Raw genomic sequence first — 14,177 nt, forward strand, 5'->3', positions numbered from 1 at the left:
TACCTACTATGATCTCGGATGATTCACTTTGACCCCCTCAATCCCCCTATGTGCCAGTTGGGGGTGCGGAATGTGGGATCAAACAATGTCAATCGTTGGAGAGTAAGCTATTGTCGCGTACCGTGCTAAATGGATTCTTACGCCGATTGCGTTGGTCGATGCCAAAAATTTTAGAAGAATTGCGGCAAAATCTCAAAGTCGAGCTGCAAAAATTAACGTCACCAATTCTCGCATCAATTACCGGAAAACATTAGGAAATAGAACGTATTCTGACCTAGCCGTAACAGTTTGAAGCCCTAGACTGGGAAATACCAAGCTGATGAATTGGAGGTGATTATGCCCCTCGTAAGCCGAAAAAATCGGGAATTAAAAGCGAGAAAGGCTATAGGTTGCGATTAATTCTTTGAATCGGTCGGACGTAATTTGTATTAGCCCTGACCCAGCAGCGAGTGCTACTCATAGAATGGCTGCCCACCCATAGCCAAGGTTTTCCCCGTCGGTCAAGAGAAATTCCAACAGTATCAAATCTTTCTCCAGTTGGCATAACCCTATCAACGGGCAACTCAAGCATATCCAGTCGGTTACTTTGACCAGTCCTATCTTGGCAGCGGACATTCAAACCTTCTGGATCTACGGCTTCCCACACCCAAGGCATGACTCCACTATTTCCGTTGACAATGCGGTAATCTCCATTTTTGTCAGCCTCTGGATATGCGTTGGGATTTTGAACTTGAAGCAAGGGAGTAGCGACACTCCCACCAGAAAAAGAAGGAAAGAAAACTCCGGCAGTGAAGATTAGACGAATCACAAGATTTTTGAACATAAGATTGCCCGCAAACTGATAAATTCTATTTACCCTCCTCACTAGCTAGAAAAACCCATTGGATGGAAACCAGAGCGAGACGATGAATTCAGCCCCTTAAGAATTTCTCGAACTTTTATAACATCTTCTTTGTCCGAAATCTCTACATGAGCCTCAATTCTGAAAATATCATCAAGTCTTTCTTTGTCATTTTCTATAACTTTTAATATCTTCACAACCTTACTTCCAAACGAAAAGCATTCGTCACCGTAGTGAAGAATCAGCTCAATGTCATCTCCTACTTGTAAGCCCAGATTAAAATTGTACTTAGCAACTTGCATCGACCAATTGAGTTTTTCTTGGTCTACGTCTTTGTCTACCTCTTTTTCTTCAAGAAGGGAAGGAATCATTACAAAATACTGAAACATACAACTCGCTCCTAAATATATTAAAATATTTTAGCTATGAACTTATTTGGTTTCATAGTATTTAAGATTTATTTAATTATTCAAATTAGAAAAAATTATAGAGAATAAGAGTTTTATTTTTAATCAACTCTACGGGTAGCACTTCCAAGTCCTAGATAGGGAAACAAGCGTTTTCCCGCCTAGATTTTTAGTGCCACACCCGCTCTGTCACGGTAGAAATTGTAGAATTAGATGCTGAGTGCTGGCACGGGTTTTGACAATCTTAGAGGTCGCAGGCTTAACAAAACCTCAATCTGCATCTGAAAATTCTCACGGGCTGGGTCGAATGCAGCGATCGCCCCCATCAGCAAAATTCTCCCTCAAGCTTCCTTCGATCGAAATACTGACACCAAAATTCTACGACTTTTACCAACAGGCATGGATAATGAAAATAGTTCAAGATATCCTAAGAAGCTTACCCGGTACAGATAAACATAAAAATGTGATATGAACGTTTCGGAAGACTTGAATGGGGCATGGAAAGATGTTTGGAATGTCTTGGAACCAAAGAAGTCTTGGTTGACCGATGCAGCTAAATGCAATTGCATCCAGAAAAAACTTTCCTATTTTAATTCCCACCACGGCAACAGTTCGCAACATATCGACCGAGTTATTAAAGCTTTATCTAGAGGAAAGGGTTTAGTTCAAGCAGCGATCGAATGGCAAAATCCTGCCATCGGTCAAAGCGAAACCCGCAGCGTCAATGATAAGCTGCGAGGGCATCAGTGGAGACTGGTAATCGCCTATACCGGTTTTGAGATTGCATCTAAAGCTTTAATGATGGACAAGTGGGACAGGCAAGTTGAGAAGGGGATGTATGAAAGATTTCTGGAAAAATGCGTCCTGCCCGACTACAAGCCAATAGAGCCGCCTAGAGGTAAACCAAAGCTTGAAAAATGGCTGGATAAGGAAGAGGGGGCATTAGCCGAATTCCTGGGAGTAACTTCAGGAGATCGGAAAGCGATCGATCGGTGGCTGGTTCAATCCCAATCTGTAGATTCCTGGTTGGAGGCATACAAACTGGCGAAAGCTCTCAGAAATGCTTCGGCTCACGGATTCTTACTGCCAACTAAGATCCATGACTGGGGACTCAAGAACGGATTTCTTAGACTGACCGACGATTTGGCAAAGATTGTGATAGCTGGACTAAGCAAACTTGCCTAGATTCTGTTTGGAGAACTATGAGGTTTGCATCTTTGCCGACGAGGTATTGACTTTTAGCAGCGATTCAGCATATCATTGAGCTAGAAATATGCAACGGGTCTGAAAGGCGCAATTTTTCAAGACTGTTGCATATTCTTTGTTTTTGAAGGATTCAGAATAAATCGAAAGCGATGCCGGAGTCGGGGGGTGAACCATCGCGCTCCTTTTATCGGGCACCATCGCCTACAGTTTTTTGGCGTTCCCCGGCAATTGCGATTAGAGGCGTACCGATTTCATACCTAACCGACAAGTTCGTTCGATGAAGCAAAGCGCAAAATTCCAGAAAGGGCAAAGAGTTGGTGTTTACAACTCCCAAGGGCCGCGCCAGATTTATGAAGTAGATGAGGTTACTTGGTCTGGGTCAACTTGGACGTATACTTTTTTAGAATGCGATACTAAAAATCCGGTGGGTGTTGGTTTTAGCAACGGCGGTTATTCTCGATACCGGCAAGAAGAACGCTGGCTGTCTTTGGTTTAAACATTCAAGGGCGGGAAAAAATGCCAGTCTGCGCGTTCCTCAACACCAAAAGCCAGGTTTTACTGCAATCACAATTGTGCTTCAACCCAGATTATTTGCAACGCCCCAGGTTTTACTGCTGTGTCTTATGCAGCAGCCCGTGTAGAAACTTCTTCAAGAATAGAAAATAATTCATCTACCTGAGTCGAGGTAAATAATCCCTCTGGCCCCTGGGGCGTAATGTCGGTAAATGGGGACTCATAAAGGATTGCTGCATCCATTGCGCCATGTGCGGTTAGGTAATTCACAATCATATCCACAAATTCAATCTGATTGGAGTTAAGATGTTTACCAGATATAAACTTAGCTAATTCCTGCTTGGCTACCTCACGATCTAGTCCTACTAAGGAACGGACGAATAAGCCTAACCCATGCGCCTCTTCTTTTGCACGGTCTATATCCTCCTCTACGCCTAATTTATTCTCTAGCAATATCTTCTCTAACTCAGATAGGTCGGATCGAGTGAGCTGTTTGTTAGTTCGTAGTTTAAAAATGACCACATGATCTTCATGCGATCGCAAAAAAGCCCTGGCTTTAGCACGGAATTTCTCAAAGTTATCTAATGCTGTAAAACCAGGCAACTCTACTATTATTTCATCCCCCATTACATCCTCAAAGTCGGTGTAAATAGGTTGGCGTTTTTGTTTTTCAATCAGCTTGATTAACCCCCGCAGGCGTTTGCGTAACACCTCCAGCATTGGTAATGTCACATCTTGCCACCACTCATCGGTTTGTACATCGTGAATCAGGGCTAGCTGTTCTTGCACGAAGGGAATCGCAGATTTCTCCTCTAACATCCCTGCAAGTGACTTCACCTGTTCTTGTAAACGCTTAAACGTAGAGTCAGAGCGCAGGATTGCTAATTGTAACTTCAGCATCAGAACATCAAATCTTTTTATTTCTTCCGTTTCTGTTTCCAATTGGGTGGGCAAACCAGCGATTTCTTGACTAAGTTCCAGAAAATCATCGATGGATAGCGACGCCCATGCTGCAGAATTAGCATATTTCTCTACGAATCGTTGTTTAGGTCGCACTATGAAGTTTTCAGTATTCATAGCCGCCACTTCGGTATTGAGTAAATTGGCTAGTTCCTGGCGCAATTCTGCATCGGTTTTGGGTTCTTTAGAGGCAGCTTGATACTCTTGAAGCTTGCTCAGTTGTGCTGAATTAATGGGTTGATTTCCAGGTATTATTTTATCTAACTCTCCGATTAATTCTAATCGAGCGGTAAACAATTGCTGACCCAATGATTTAGTTATGGGTGCATTAACAGTTTCTGAGTTGTGTTGAAAAAACTCTAAATTTTGGCAATAATCAAACAGGTAAAAAAAATCTTTATCTTGCCCCAGTCCAAATAAATCAGGGCATAGCCTCGTACCTCGTCCTATCATCTGCCAGAACTTAGTTTTGGAGCGAACAATTTTGAACAGCACCAGATTAACTACCTCTGGCACGTCAATCCCAGTGTCGAGCATATCCACTGAGATTGCGATATGAGGTTCTTTATCTTTTTGGGAAAAGTTATCAATCAGGGTTTGAGCATAGGAGGTTTTGAAGGTAATGACGCGGGCAAACTCACCTTTAAGGTGTGGATAATTGGCGTTGAACCGCTGAGCAATAAACTCTGCATGATCTTGATTTTTAGCGAAAATAATGGTTTTGCCGAGACGATCGCCCCCAGCAACCTTTAACCCCCTAGTCATCAGATGCTCTAGCACCTTATCCACGGTATCTTTATTGAATAACCACTTGTTGACTGCTTCTGCTTCTACGCGCTCAGGGGCATTGCCTTCTGTGTCCCATTCAAGCGCATCCCATTCTTCCCTTTCTGCTTCAGAGAGTTCACCATAGTTAATGCCTTGTCGCTGGAACTTAAGCGGCACTGATACTGCTTTAAGCGGGACTAGATAACCATCTTTTACGGCATCTTCAAGCGAGTAAGCATCGGTAGGTACGCCATTCTCTAAGTCAAAGAGTCCGTAAGTGTTGCGGTCAATTTCATCCTTTGGTGTAGCGGTTAGCCCTAGCAGGACAGAATCAAAGTAGTTGAAAATTGTGCGGTATTTCTGAAAAACAGATCGGTGAGCTTCATCAATAATAATTAGGTCAAAATGCCCTACGCCAAAACGACGCTGACCGTCACGGGTATCATTAATTAATCCCATCATGGTTGGATAGGTGCAAGCAAATACTCGTCCTTCGGTATCTTTTTCTGTGACTAAGTTTACTGGCGCGGCATCGGGGAGATGTTTCTTAAATACATTGATTGCCTGATTTACCAAGGCTACACGATCGGCTAGAAATAGAACACGTTTAGCCCAGTTACAACGCATCAGCATATCGACCAAGGCGATCGCGGTTCTGGTTTTGCCTGCACCTGTTGCCATAACTATCAGGGCTTTGCGGTCTTTATCAGTCTCTAAGGCTTCGGTAATGTGACGAATGGCACGAGTTTGATAATAGCGTTCGGCAATGGTAGAGTTAATTGTGCCTGTTGCTAAAGATTTACGGGTAGCTCGGCGCTGTATAAGTAATTGTAATTCAGTTTTTTTATAAAATCCTTGCACCTGTCGCGGTGGGTAATTAGTATCATCCCACAGCCAATGCTCGTAACCGTTAGAGTAGAAAATAACTGGACGCTGATTAAATTGGCTTTCTAGGCAATCGGCATATAGCTTAGCCTGTTGTTGCCCGGTGCGGGGGTCGTTTCGGGTGCGCTTAGCTTCTACGACTGCCAGAGGTTTACCATCATCGCCCCAGAGGACGTAATCAACAAAACCTTGATTTGATGAATTGGGCATCCCTGTAACCGGAAACTCTCGATCGCGCTTTTGGTCTAGGTTCCATCCTGCTTCTTTTAACAAAAGGTCTATAAAAATATCGCGGGTTTTTGCTTCAGAATAATCGTGAGTATCGGGTTGGGTGACACTGGCTTTCTTGACTGCTGCTAATTGGGCCCGTAGTTGTTTCAGTTCTTTATCAAGTGCATTTTTGTCTGCTAGAAGTGTTGAGAGCTTTTCATCGCGATCGTGTAGTTGAGTTTCTAGTTTCTGAAGTTGTTCAATGGTTTGCTTAGGAACTGGTGCAGTCTTGGGCAATGCGTCAGAGTTGAAGGTAAGGCCCGCATTTGGTTTGCTACTGCGTCCGTAGGTATGTGCTAACCAATATGTAAAATGAAACAGCTCCCGTACAGCATTTATAGCATCATTAACAGAGATAGGTCGGGTACTGTGTACGGCCTGATTTCCTAGTTTGATAATGACTCTTGCTTTGTTAAATATTGCTTCACCTACTAAGGTTTTAAAAGTAGGTTCGTGAATTAAACTGCTTAGGTTATCTTGATAAGGAAGTTCTAGAGAATTATCGTATTTATATAACCAATTTACGGTTAACTCCAAGGCTCGACGGGCATAAAAGCAGGCAGTGCGAGAATCTGGATGTACTGCATCAACTGCTTTGTTGGCGGATTCATAAATCGTAGAGAATTCAGCTTGGAGGAAGGTAAACTGGCTCATATATTTATGTATGCATTTGGTGAAAGTTCTGTAAATCCTTGTCTAGTGACCAGATAAAAACTTCACTCATTGAGAAGATATTACAGGACTTATGAAATTCCTGAATGATGCTGAGATCGCCGAAACTTGTTCCTTCTTGTTTATTAGGAGCTTTGTTTTTGCCAGCTTCATCGGGGAACTGGTCAATCCACTCCAGTATCTCTGCTGTGCTCGGGAATGTAGTAGGCCTCCAGGGCGCTACGCCTGTGAAGGCTTCTTTAACTTCTTTAACAAAACGTAGGGCGGTTTTCCTTCGCATTGTGCCGTCACCGTTTTGGGCGATGTGGTTGCCTGTTTCGAGTATCGTCGCCATAGGCAACAAAAAAGTACAGCCAGCTAGAGAATAGGTTCTAAAATCTTCGAGAACTGATTCTCTATGCTGATTATAGTTGGGAACGTTGAGTATTTCGAGGAATATGCTCGTATCAATCAAGCAAATACTACTCATTGCCGTACTCCTGTAACCGAGACAGCCATGCCATAGCTTGCTGTTTTCTGTCTTCTGGGGTGTGCGGCGATTTGACGAACCGATCGACTATCCCAGCAGTTACCAGTTGACCGAGCGGCCCCTGAGATATCAGACTTGGAAAATCATACATTTCTCCAAGCCGTACCAGGCGGCTATCTCCTGACTCTGGATTGCGGTAACAAAACACTACATCGCCGATCGCCTCATCGGGTAAGGCATCCATTAACGCGGGGTTATGAGTCGATAGCAGCACTCGCAATTTACGACGTTCGGCAATATCTCGGATGCTGGCGAGTAAATGCTTGGCGCGGTTGGGATGAACGCCGTTGTCGATTTCCTCAATGACTACTAAACTGCCTTCGGTAGCTGATAGCATAGCTGCTGCGATCGCTAACACCCGTAAAGTGCCATCGGATAATAATGCAGCCTCACAATAGCGGCGGGTATTGCCAAATGTTTCTGCTAGTTGCACCATGACTTCATCCCGTGGACCGAAAAGGAAATCTAGCCCATCTATAGCTTGTTCTGGTAAACTCTGAATAAAGTTGAGAATTGCCTCGCGATTTTCGGCTTGGTTCTCCCACAAGCGATACAAAACGCTGGAAAGATTAGTGCCATCTTCTTGTAATCGCTTATCAGATTTGAAGCTGTACTCGCGCATTCTGGCAGGAACGGGATCTAAAAATAGGATATTTTGTAAGACTTTTTGATATTCGCGGACGGTTTCAGGAATTATCTTTTGGGATTTGGGGTACTTTGCATCAAAATGGGCAGGGGTGTCTAATTGCACGAATATAGCCATCTGATCGCTGCACGTTACTCGTGGTTTGTTCTTCCCTTTTGTAAAGTTGTTATATGCCACACCAACATCAGTCCCTACTCCTTGAGAAGGCTGATCTAGGTCATATAGCGGGACTTGACTTGTCGAGCCAACGATTCGCTCATTACTGATGTGCAGTTCTCCGTCACGCACATTCAGGGTTATATCGAGTTGGTTCCAATCTGGGTAGTCTAAACGGCAACCAATGGTAAAATTTGACTCTCCCCGATGGCACAAATCATTTACTCGACCGCGTACAACGCGCTCTGCACTATTCACGGCATATTGAATGCTGGAGAGTTTTTGCCCTTGTGCCAGCCATGACAGAAAGCGCAAACCTTCAAGGGCGTTACTTTTGCCTGCTGCATTGGCTCCGATTAGTACGGTTAGCGATCCAAGGGGCAATCGGCTTGTACTGTAACTTTTGAAGTTGGCGAGGGTAAATTCGGTTAGCATGGCGTTCATCTCATAATTCTCCTCGGAATGCACGATGTTGAAGGGAAGCAAAAAGGGCATCGAGTTGTGACAGTGAGGCGCGGTGTGCTGCTTTGAGTTTTTCTACGGCTTCGACGCGATCGGCAAACTCTTGTTGAAGATCAATTGAGGGGATAGGAACTTGGAAATTTTTAATCTGGTCAAAATTTAGACCGGGCTTTGTTTGACCATATTGGACTTTTGCTATTTGACGTTGACCCCCAGTCTCAAAATTTAAGAAAAAAGACAAGAATAAGGGGGATATTTTTTTAGGATCTGAGCGAAGAATAGCTACGTGCTGACTGATATAAGCACCATGTAGCTCATTTAAAACAGGAGCAGCTCGACCGATACGGGAACCCGTGATGGTAAGCAAAACATCTCCAGTTTTTACTTGTGTTCTACGTGCTTCAGCGTTGTTCGGTGGAGATACAAAAGTGAGGTCGTCTTTACTTATACAGTTCATCTGTACATCCAAAGATCTTAAGAATCGACTACCACTTGGAGCATAAAATTTGGCCCAGCCTCGACCTCCACTGGTTATAAACAGTAAATAATCTTCCAATGGCTTGATACTTAAGCCTTTCGGATTTGTAATTGGATCGCCGAACATCTCTAGGAAAATAGCTTGGGTGAGGGTGTCGAGTTGTGCGATCGCCTCCCGACGTTTAGACCTGAGTTCTTCGGCGCGATCGAGTATCTCTGCAATCCGCTTCTGTTCTTCTAATGGCGGGAGGGGGATTTGAACTCCTTTAACTAAATCGATGTTTAGATTTTTGACAGTTGCGCCTGCTGCACGGCGTGCAAACTCCAAATACACAGCATTCGAGCCAAGTAAATGAAAGAAGTAGTTAGAATCAACGTTCTCCAGGCGATTGCTTAGAACAAGCCATCCGTCATGAATACAACCCGATGTTTTCATGATATAAGGTCTGCCAAAACTCATCGAATTAGTCAGCACAAAATCTCCTGGATAGACCATTCGTGAGTTTTTTACACCTTCTTTCCGAATGCGCTTCTTGGTCGAAGTTATATATTTTGAGCTTTCGGAAGCATCGGCGATCATAATCCAATTCACACCGTCAACATCATCAGTAATGTAGTTCTGTATCGGTCTTGGGGAACCCCCACGAGCGATCTCGAAAATGTCTCCCAAGGCAACTAACGGCCAAGTCGTCATTTCAGCATTCCCTCCAATTTCTCCATCCCCTGCTGAATTTCCACCTCTAACTTCGCCAAATTAGCGAGGATGTCTTTGGGTGCGAGATGTTCCACCTCTTCATGCACCACTTCCTTATAACGATTCAGGCTGAGGTCATACCCCTGAGTCGCAATATCAGCCTTGGGTACACAGAAACTCTGAGCAGTGGGCAATTGCTCTCGTTCCGTAGTATTTCGCAGTTGCCAACGAGCCAACACATCCGGTAGATTATTCTTAGTATGTTCCTCTACTGTTAGCGTCCCAGTAGGCACAGCACCCAATTTATCTTCAGACAGTAAAGGCGTTCTTTTATCGTCCAAACTCCACCCGTCAGCATTCACATTGTAGAACCAAACAAAATCAGTTCCACCAGAGTTAGTTTTAGTAAATAGTAAAATCGCAGTAGAAACCCCCGCATAAGGCTTAAATACACCACCAGGCAGAGAGATCACAGCATCAAGCTTCTGCTCCTCCACCAACAGGCGGCGCAGTTCCTTGTGTGCCTTAGAAGAACCAAAAAGCACACCATCCGGCACAATCACCGCTGCCCGTCCCCCTGTTTTCAGCAATCTTAAAAACAGAGCCAGAAATAGTAATTCAGTTTTCTTGGTTTTGACGATCGCCTGCAAGTCCTTAGCCGTATTCTCATAGTCCAACGAACCAGCAAAGGGTGGATTAGCGAGGACAAGGCTATAAGATTCTGCATCACTAGAATGTTCCTGTGCCAGCGAATCCTGATAGCGCACATCCGGGTTTTCTACCCCATGCAAAAGCATATTCATACTGCCAATCCGCAGCATGGTATTGTCAAAGTCGAACCCATGAAACATCTTATAGTGAAAATGTTGCTTCATCTTGGTATCGCGCAGAATTTCCGGGTGATGCGATCGCAGATATTCATTAGCAGCCACCAGAAAACCGCAAGTCCCACTAGCTGGATCGCAAATTACATCGCCTGGACTGGGTGCAGTCAGTTCCACCATCAACTGAATAACGTGGCGCGGTGTGCGAAACTGTCCGTTTTGTCCAGCGGAGGCAATCTTGCCCAACATATACTCGTAAAGGTCGCCTTTAGTGTCCCTGTCTTCCATCGGTACACCATCGAGCAAATCCACCACTTTAGAAAGCAGGGCCGGTGTCGGAATTGTGAAGCGGGCATCCTTCATGTGGTGCGCGTAAGTCGAATCATCCCCCCCCAAAGTCCGCAAGAAAGGGAAAACATGATCGTTGACGACCTCAAACATCTCCTTGGGTGCAAAATTCTTGAACCTCGACCAACGCAAATCATCGTAGGAGCGTTTTTTGATATCTTCCCCCTCTGGGAAAATCCGGCGTTCCATTGGGCGCTTGAGCCGATTAGCTTTGTTTTCTTCCAGAGTATGTAAATCGTCGAGACGACGCAGAAACAGCAGATAAGTAATCTGCTCAATGACTTCGAGGGGATTGGAGATACCACCCGACCAGAAGGCATCCCAGATTTTATCTATTTTACTTTTGATTTCCCCTGATATCATATTGCGCTTTCTTGTCCCATAGATAATTCTAAAAATTAGGGCGATTATCAGTTTAGCTTGAATATGGTTTTGCTGGAAATATGCAGCCAAAATCTATCTGCTGCTTGTACTCCAGTTTGAAGGTTTGACCCTCTAGCTACTGCTGAAGGTGGGGGATTAGGTCAATGCGATGGCAACGCTGCATTTTCGGTTTTGCCCTCCTGGTGGAATGTCTGGGGTACTGCTGGCATTTGGTGGCGCTCGCTCGCTCTTGACTCGCTGTATCAGCCTACTTCCTGCCCAATGATGTTGAAGACTAATGCAGTGATAGTGATATAATAGGCGAGCGTTAAGCAAAATAGGCGATCGTACAATTCTTTACGGCGACTGATAAAATAAAGATTATTGCAGGACGGTCGATCGAATTAAATGATTGATACTTCTTGACCTTATTCATTTTACCAACAAAAAAACTTATGCCAGACCAAATAACTAGCACAAATAATCAGTATATTTCTGAGCCAAATCAGCATATTGAACAATACTTAGACTATTACTGTGAATTACCTCAGTCCCCTAAATTCGCTATCTTGCTTAAAGGAAAATGGGGTTGTGGCAAAACATGGTTTATAAATCAGTATCGTGAAAAATTAAAAACAGAAGGTAAAAAATCTTTATATGTTAGCCTATACGGCATCACTAATTATTCAGAAATAGAAGACAGTCTTTTTAAACAATTGAATCCTTTACTTGCCTCTAAAGGGATGGTAATAGCGGGTCAAATCGTTAAAGGTTTGCTAAAAGGCACATTAAAAATTGATTTAGACAATGATGGTCAACAAGATGGAATGTGGAATTTTTCTATTCCCGAGATAGAGATACTTAAAAAATTTGAGGATTCTCAATTTAGCCTTTTAATATTTGATGACTTAGAACGTTGTAGCATAAATATTGAAAATATATTGGGATATATCAATAATTTTGTAGATTCCCAAAACTTAAAAGTAGTCATAATTGCAAATGAAGATGAAATAAATAACGATCGAGACAAACAAGAAAAATACAACAAAACCAAGGAAAAACTAATTGGGAAAACTTTTGATGTTTTTCCTGATTTGTCAGGGGCATTACATACAACCATCAATCAAATATCTAATTCGCAAGTCAAAGAAATTTTGACAAAAAACTTGGCTCTCCTTCAAGAGTTGTACCTGCAAGCAGAATGTAAAAATTTAAGAATTTTGAACCAAGTAATCTTAGATTTTCAACGAATCTTTGAAGGCTTACCAGAAAAAGCTCAGAATAAATCAAAATTAGTAGAAGAAGTCTTAGAACTATTAATAATTTTTTCTATTGAAATTGCTTGTGCAAGACTTCATCCCCAAGAAATTAGTCGAATAGATCAGGAGTTAGCTAAAGAAATTATGTCAGAGATAAGGCGCAATAATCATAGTAATTTAACAGAAAAGAATAATGCCAATACTGAAAATACTGAACATAAAGATTCTATATTCAAAAAGTATCAAAAGCTTTATAACTCCTATTACTTTAGTGGATTACGAGCTTTTTATGGAGTGTACCCAAGCTTATTATGATGGGAAGCTTTTTTTGACAAAGGTCTGATCGATCGGCAATATTTTGAAGAATCACTGCCAAATTCCAAATTTTTCCAAGAGGAAAACGCACCCAATTGGATGAAATTGTTGCGTTATACTATGCTTACCGATCGAGAATTCGATAAAACACTTGATCTAGTTAAATCAGAGTATCTGAATAGGGCTTTTGAAGATATTGGAATAATCAAGCATATTACCGGATTATTCTTACTATTTTCTGATATTAAGGTATACAACAAGGACAAAAAATCTATTATTGATGAAGCTAAAGAATATATTGATCAACTAAAGAATTCTGGCAGGCTAGATACAGAGTATCGTTCTAATCCATTCGGAGATATTTATATGAGTATTGAATTTAACAGTAAAGACGATCCAGGCTTTAAAGAATTTGATAATTATATTAAGCAATGTCAAGAAGAGGTAAGGATTCAAAATATACCCAATGAAGCTAAAAAGATACTAGATATGATGCAAAATAACATCGCTATGTTTCAACATACAATATTTTTTAATGCTGGCAGCAATTTCGATAGTTTAGGGCAAAAATCTTATTATGATTATCCCATCTTGAAATATTTACCTCCCGAAGATTTTATAAAAACATTTTTGATATTGCCTTATCAGGATATGGGCTATATTTTTTATTGTCTAAGAAACAGATATAGCAGCCCAAATTTTGCGAAAAATTTAGTTGATGAGCTAGATTTTTTGAAGAAGATTCAAAGTTTATTACTAGCAGAAATTTCTCAAAAAACAGGAAAAATTAGCGGATACTTATTAAGTTCTCTCAATAAAGAATACTTAGAAGCAATAATTAGTAATCTCGAACAAGTAGAACAACCTCTTTAAGGGTATTGACTGCGCCGTCTGTCAATCGCCCATCAAAAAACACCAGCATTGGTTATTTTCTCGCCTAAGCGCACGACGACGCCTTTTGTGGGAAAATATTTAAGATAGGTGGCGATCGTTCCTAACATTCGCGCTCGGGAAATTTATCACTCAAACTCTTATCGAAATAATACTGACACCAAAATTCTGCGACTTCTAACAACATGGGTACGGATTCAGCCACGATACCCGAACCAGACTGCAATCCATAGCCTTCTACATATTCTCTAGCTAGTTTGTAAGCCCAATAGGGGAAATCTGTCTCTACAAAACAGCGCAGTGCATACTCTAGCTTGAGTAAATCTCCACTGCGGACAAAACGCACCGTTGTCCACCTAAAATTGCGGTAGTCATCCCCTTGCAAGCCATCAATGTCTCTCAATAAATTTCTGAGAGATTGCCTGCTTTCGTAACTAGGACTTTCTAAGTAACTGTCCATCAGTACGATCGCTTCACCCACTAATTGTTTTTGCTGTTCCCATTCTTCATCCGTGAAGTGTTCGGGACAAGTCGCCTGATTAATCTGCTGCTGCACCCGTTGGGCAATGTAGAGAGCAAACTTTTCAGCAGCAAGTTCATCAACGCACAAACTTTTGATACTCGTCAGCCTGGTTATCGGTATGGCAAATCGAGCTTTTTCAACTTCTTGGGTGGCTTGAATCCATTTTTG

The 14,177-nt window shown here is 42.3% G+C and carries 13 protein-coding genes; 5 read left to right on the forward strand and 8 right to left on the reverse strand.

Features of this window, described 5'->3' with window-relative positions:
- Positions 1-382 precede the first annotated feature (382 nt).
- The gene (locus tag QUB30_RS31560; protein ID WP_333341963.1) at positions 383-823 is read right to left on the reverse strand and encodes a hypothetical protein; all 441 of its coding nucleotides are present in this window, start codon (positions 821-823) and stop codon (positions 383-385) included.
- Between the two features lie 41 nt (positions 824-864).
- Entirely contained in the window at positions 865-1,230 is a 366-nt protein-coding gene (locus QUB30_RS31565) for a hypothetical protein (protein ID WP_333341966.1), read from the reverse strand.
- A gap of 253 nt (positions 1,231-1,483) precedes the next feature.
- On the opposite strand from QUB30_RS31565, the gene QUB30_RS31570 reads away from it, so the two are divergent.
- From QUB30_RS31570 to QUB30_RS31580, 3 genes are all read left to right on the forward strand, one after another.
- Complete coding sequence (locus tag QUB30_RS31570; protein ID WP_333336179.1) at positions 1,484-1,720, forward strand: hypothetical protein; 237 nt, start codon at positions 1,484-1,486, stop codon at positions 1,718-1,720.
- The gene (locus QUB30_RS31575; protein ID WP_333341968.1) at positions 1,717-2,433 is read left to right on the forward strand and encodes a hypothetical protein; all 717 of its coding nucleotides are present in this window, start codon (positions 1,717-1,719) and stop codon (positions 2,431-2,433) included. Before QUB30_RS31570 ends, QUB30_RS31575 begins: the two co-directional genes overlap by 4 nt.
- Positions 2,434-2,731: 298 nt before the next feature.
- Positions 2,732-2,950: a hypothetical protein gene (locus QUB30_RS31580; protein WP_333341971.1), complete on the forward strand. Its 219-nt coding sequence runs from the start codon at positions 2,732-2,734 to the stop codon at positions 2,948-2,950.
- Positions 2,951-3,075: 125 nt separating this feature from the next.
- On the opposite strand, the gene QUB30_RS31585 is transcribed toward QUB30_RS31580, so the two are convergent.
- Genes QUB30_RS31585 through QUB30_RS31605 form a run of 5 tightly spaced genes read right to left on the reverse strand, consistent with a single transcriptional unit; the run spans position 3,076 to position 11,021 of the window.
- The gene (locus tag QUB30_RS31585; protein ID WP_333341972.1) at positions 3,076-6,504 is read right to left on the reverse strand and encodes a DEAD/DEAH box helicase family protein; all 3,429 of its coding nucleotides are present in this window, start codon (positions 6,502-6,504) and stop codon (positions 3,076-3,078) included.
- Between the two features lie 4 nt (positions 6,505-6,508).
- The gene (locus QUB30_RS31590) at positions 6,509-6,991 is read right to left on the reverse strand and encodes a hypothetical protein (RefSeq protein ID WP_333341974.1); all 483 of its coding nucleotides are present in this window, start codon (positions 6,989-6,991) and stop codon (positions 6,509-6,511) included.
- A complete protein-coding gene (locus QUB30_RS31595) occupies positions 6,984-8,297 on the reverse strand; it encodes an AAA family ATPase (RefSeq protein WP_333341976.1) in 1,314 nt (437 codons plus the stop codon). Before QUB30_RS31595 ends, QUB30_RS31590 begins: the two co-directional genes overlap by 8 nt.
- A 1-nt stretch (position 8,298) precedes the next feature.
- Positions 8,299-9,486 (reverse strand): restriction endonuclease subunit S, encoded by a 1,188-nt coding sequence (locus QUB30_RS31600; RefSeq protein ID WP_333341978.1) that lies wholly within the window; start codon positions 9,484-9,486, stop codon positions 8,299-8,301.
- On the reverse strand, positions 9,483-11,021 hold the full coding sequence (locus tag QUB30_RS31605) for a class I SAM-dependent DNA methyltransferase (RefSeq protein WP_333341980.1): 1,539 nt from the start codon (positions 11,019-11,021) through the stop codon (positions 9,483-9,485). Before QUB30_RS31605 ends, QUB30_RS31600 begins: the two co-directional genes overlap by 4 nt.
- A gap of 455 nt (positions 11,022-11,476) precedes the next feature.
- Here QUB30_RS31605 and QUB30_RS31610 point away from each other — a divergent pair, with 455 nt between their 5' ends.
- Together QUB30_RS31610 and QUB30_RS31615 are read left to right on the forward strand one after the other, a co-directional pair.
- Entirely contained in the window at positions 11,477-12,595 is a 1,119-nt protein-coding gene (locus tag QUB30_RS31610; RefSeq protein WP_333341981.1) for a P-loop NTPase fold protein, read from the forward strand.
- 99 nt (positions 12,596-12,694) lie between these two features.
- Positions 12,695-13,468, forward strand: coding sequence for a hypothetical protein (locus QUB30_RS31615; RefSeq protein WP_333341983.1), 774 nt, complete (start codon positions 12,695-12,697; stop codon positions 13,466-13,468).
- A 121-nt stretch (positions 13,469-13,589) separates the two neighbouring features.
- Here the strand turns inward: QUB30_RS31615 and QUB30_RS31620 are convergent.
- Positions 13,590-14,177, reverse strand: a 588-nt coding sequence (locus tag QUB30_RS31620; RefSeq protein ID WP_333341984.1) for a hypothetical protein, incomplete at its 5' end; no start/stop codon positions are given.

It is taken from the genome of Microcoleus sp. BROC3, from assembly GCF_036702515.1.
Classification (GTDB): Bacteria; Cyanobacteriota; Cyanobacteriia; order Cyanobacteriales; family Microcoleaceae; genus Microcoleus.

Bases quoted from the DNA above. Each gene is read 5' to 3' on its own strand.
- QUB30_RS31560 (WP_333341963.1), bottom strand. From the start codon at position 823: ATGTTCAAAAATCTTGTGATTCGTCTAATCTTCACTGCCGGAGTTTTC.
- QUB30_RS31565 (WP_333341966.1), bottom strand. From the start codon at position 1,230: ATGTTTCAGTATTTTGTAATGATTCCTTCCCTTCTTGAAGAAAAAGAG.
- QUB30_RS31575 (WP_333341968.1), top strand. From the start codon at position 1,717: ATGAACGTTTCGGAAGACTTGAATGGGGCATGGAAAGATGTTTGGAAT.
- QUB30_RS31580 (WP_333341971.1), top strand. From the start codon at position 2,732: ATGAAGCAAAGCGCAAAATTCCAGAAAGGGCAAAGAGTTGGTGTTTAC.
- QUB30_RS31585 (WP_333341972.1), bottom strand. From the start codon at position 6,504: ATGAGCCAGTTTACCTTCCTCCAAGCTGAATTCTCTACGATTTATGAA.
- QUB30_RS31590 (WP_333341974.1), bottom strand. From the start codon at position 6,991: ATGAGTAGTATTTGCTTGATTGATACGAGCATATTCCTCGAAATACTC.
- QUB30_RS31595 (WP_333341976.1), bottom strand. From the start codon at position 8,297: ATGAACGCCATGCTAACCGAATTTACCCTCGCCAACTTCAAAAGTTAC.
- QUB30_RS31600 (WP_333341978.1), bottom strand. From the start codon at position 9,486: ATGACGACTTGGCCGTTAGTTGCCTTGGGAGACATTTTCGAGATCGCT.
- QUB30_RS31605 (WP_333341980.1), bottom strand. From the start codon at position 11,021: ATGATATCAGGGGAAATCAAAAGTAAAATAGATAAAATCTGGGATGCC.
- QUB30_RS31610 (WP_333341981.1), top strand. From the start codon at position 11,477: ATGCCAGACCAAATAACTAGCACAAATAATCAGTATATTTCTGAGCCA.
- QUB30_RS31615 (WP_333341983.1), top strand. From the start codon at position 12,695: ATGAAATTGTTGCGTTATACTATGCTTACCGATCGAGAATTCGATAAA.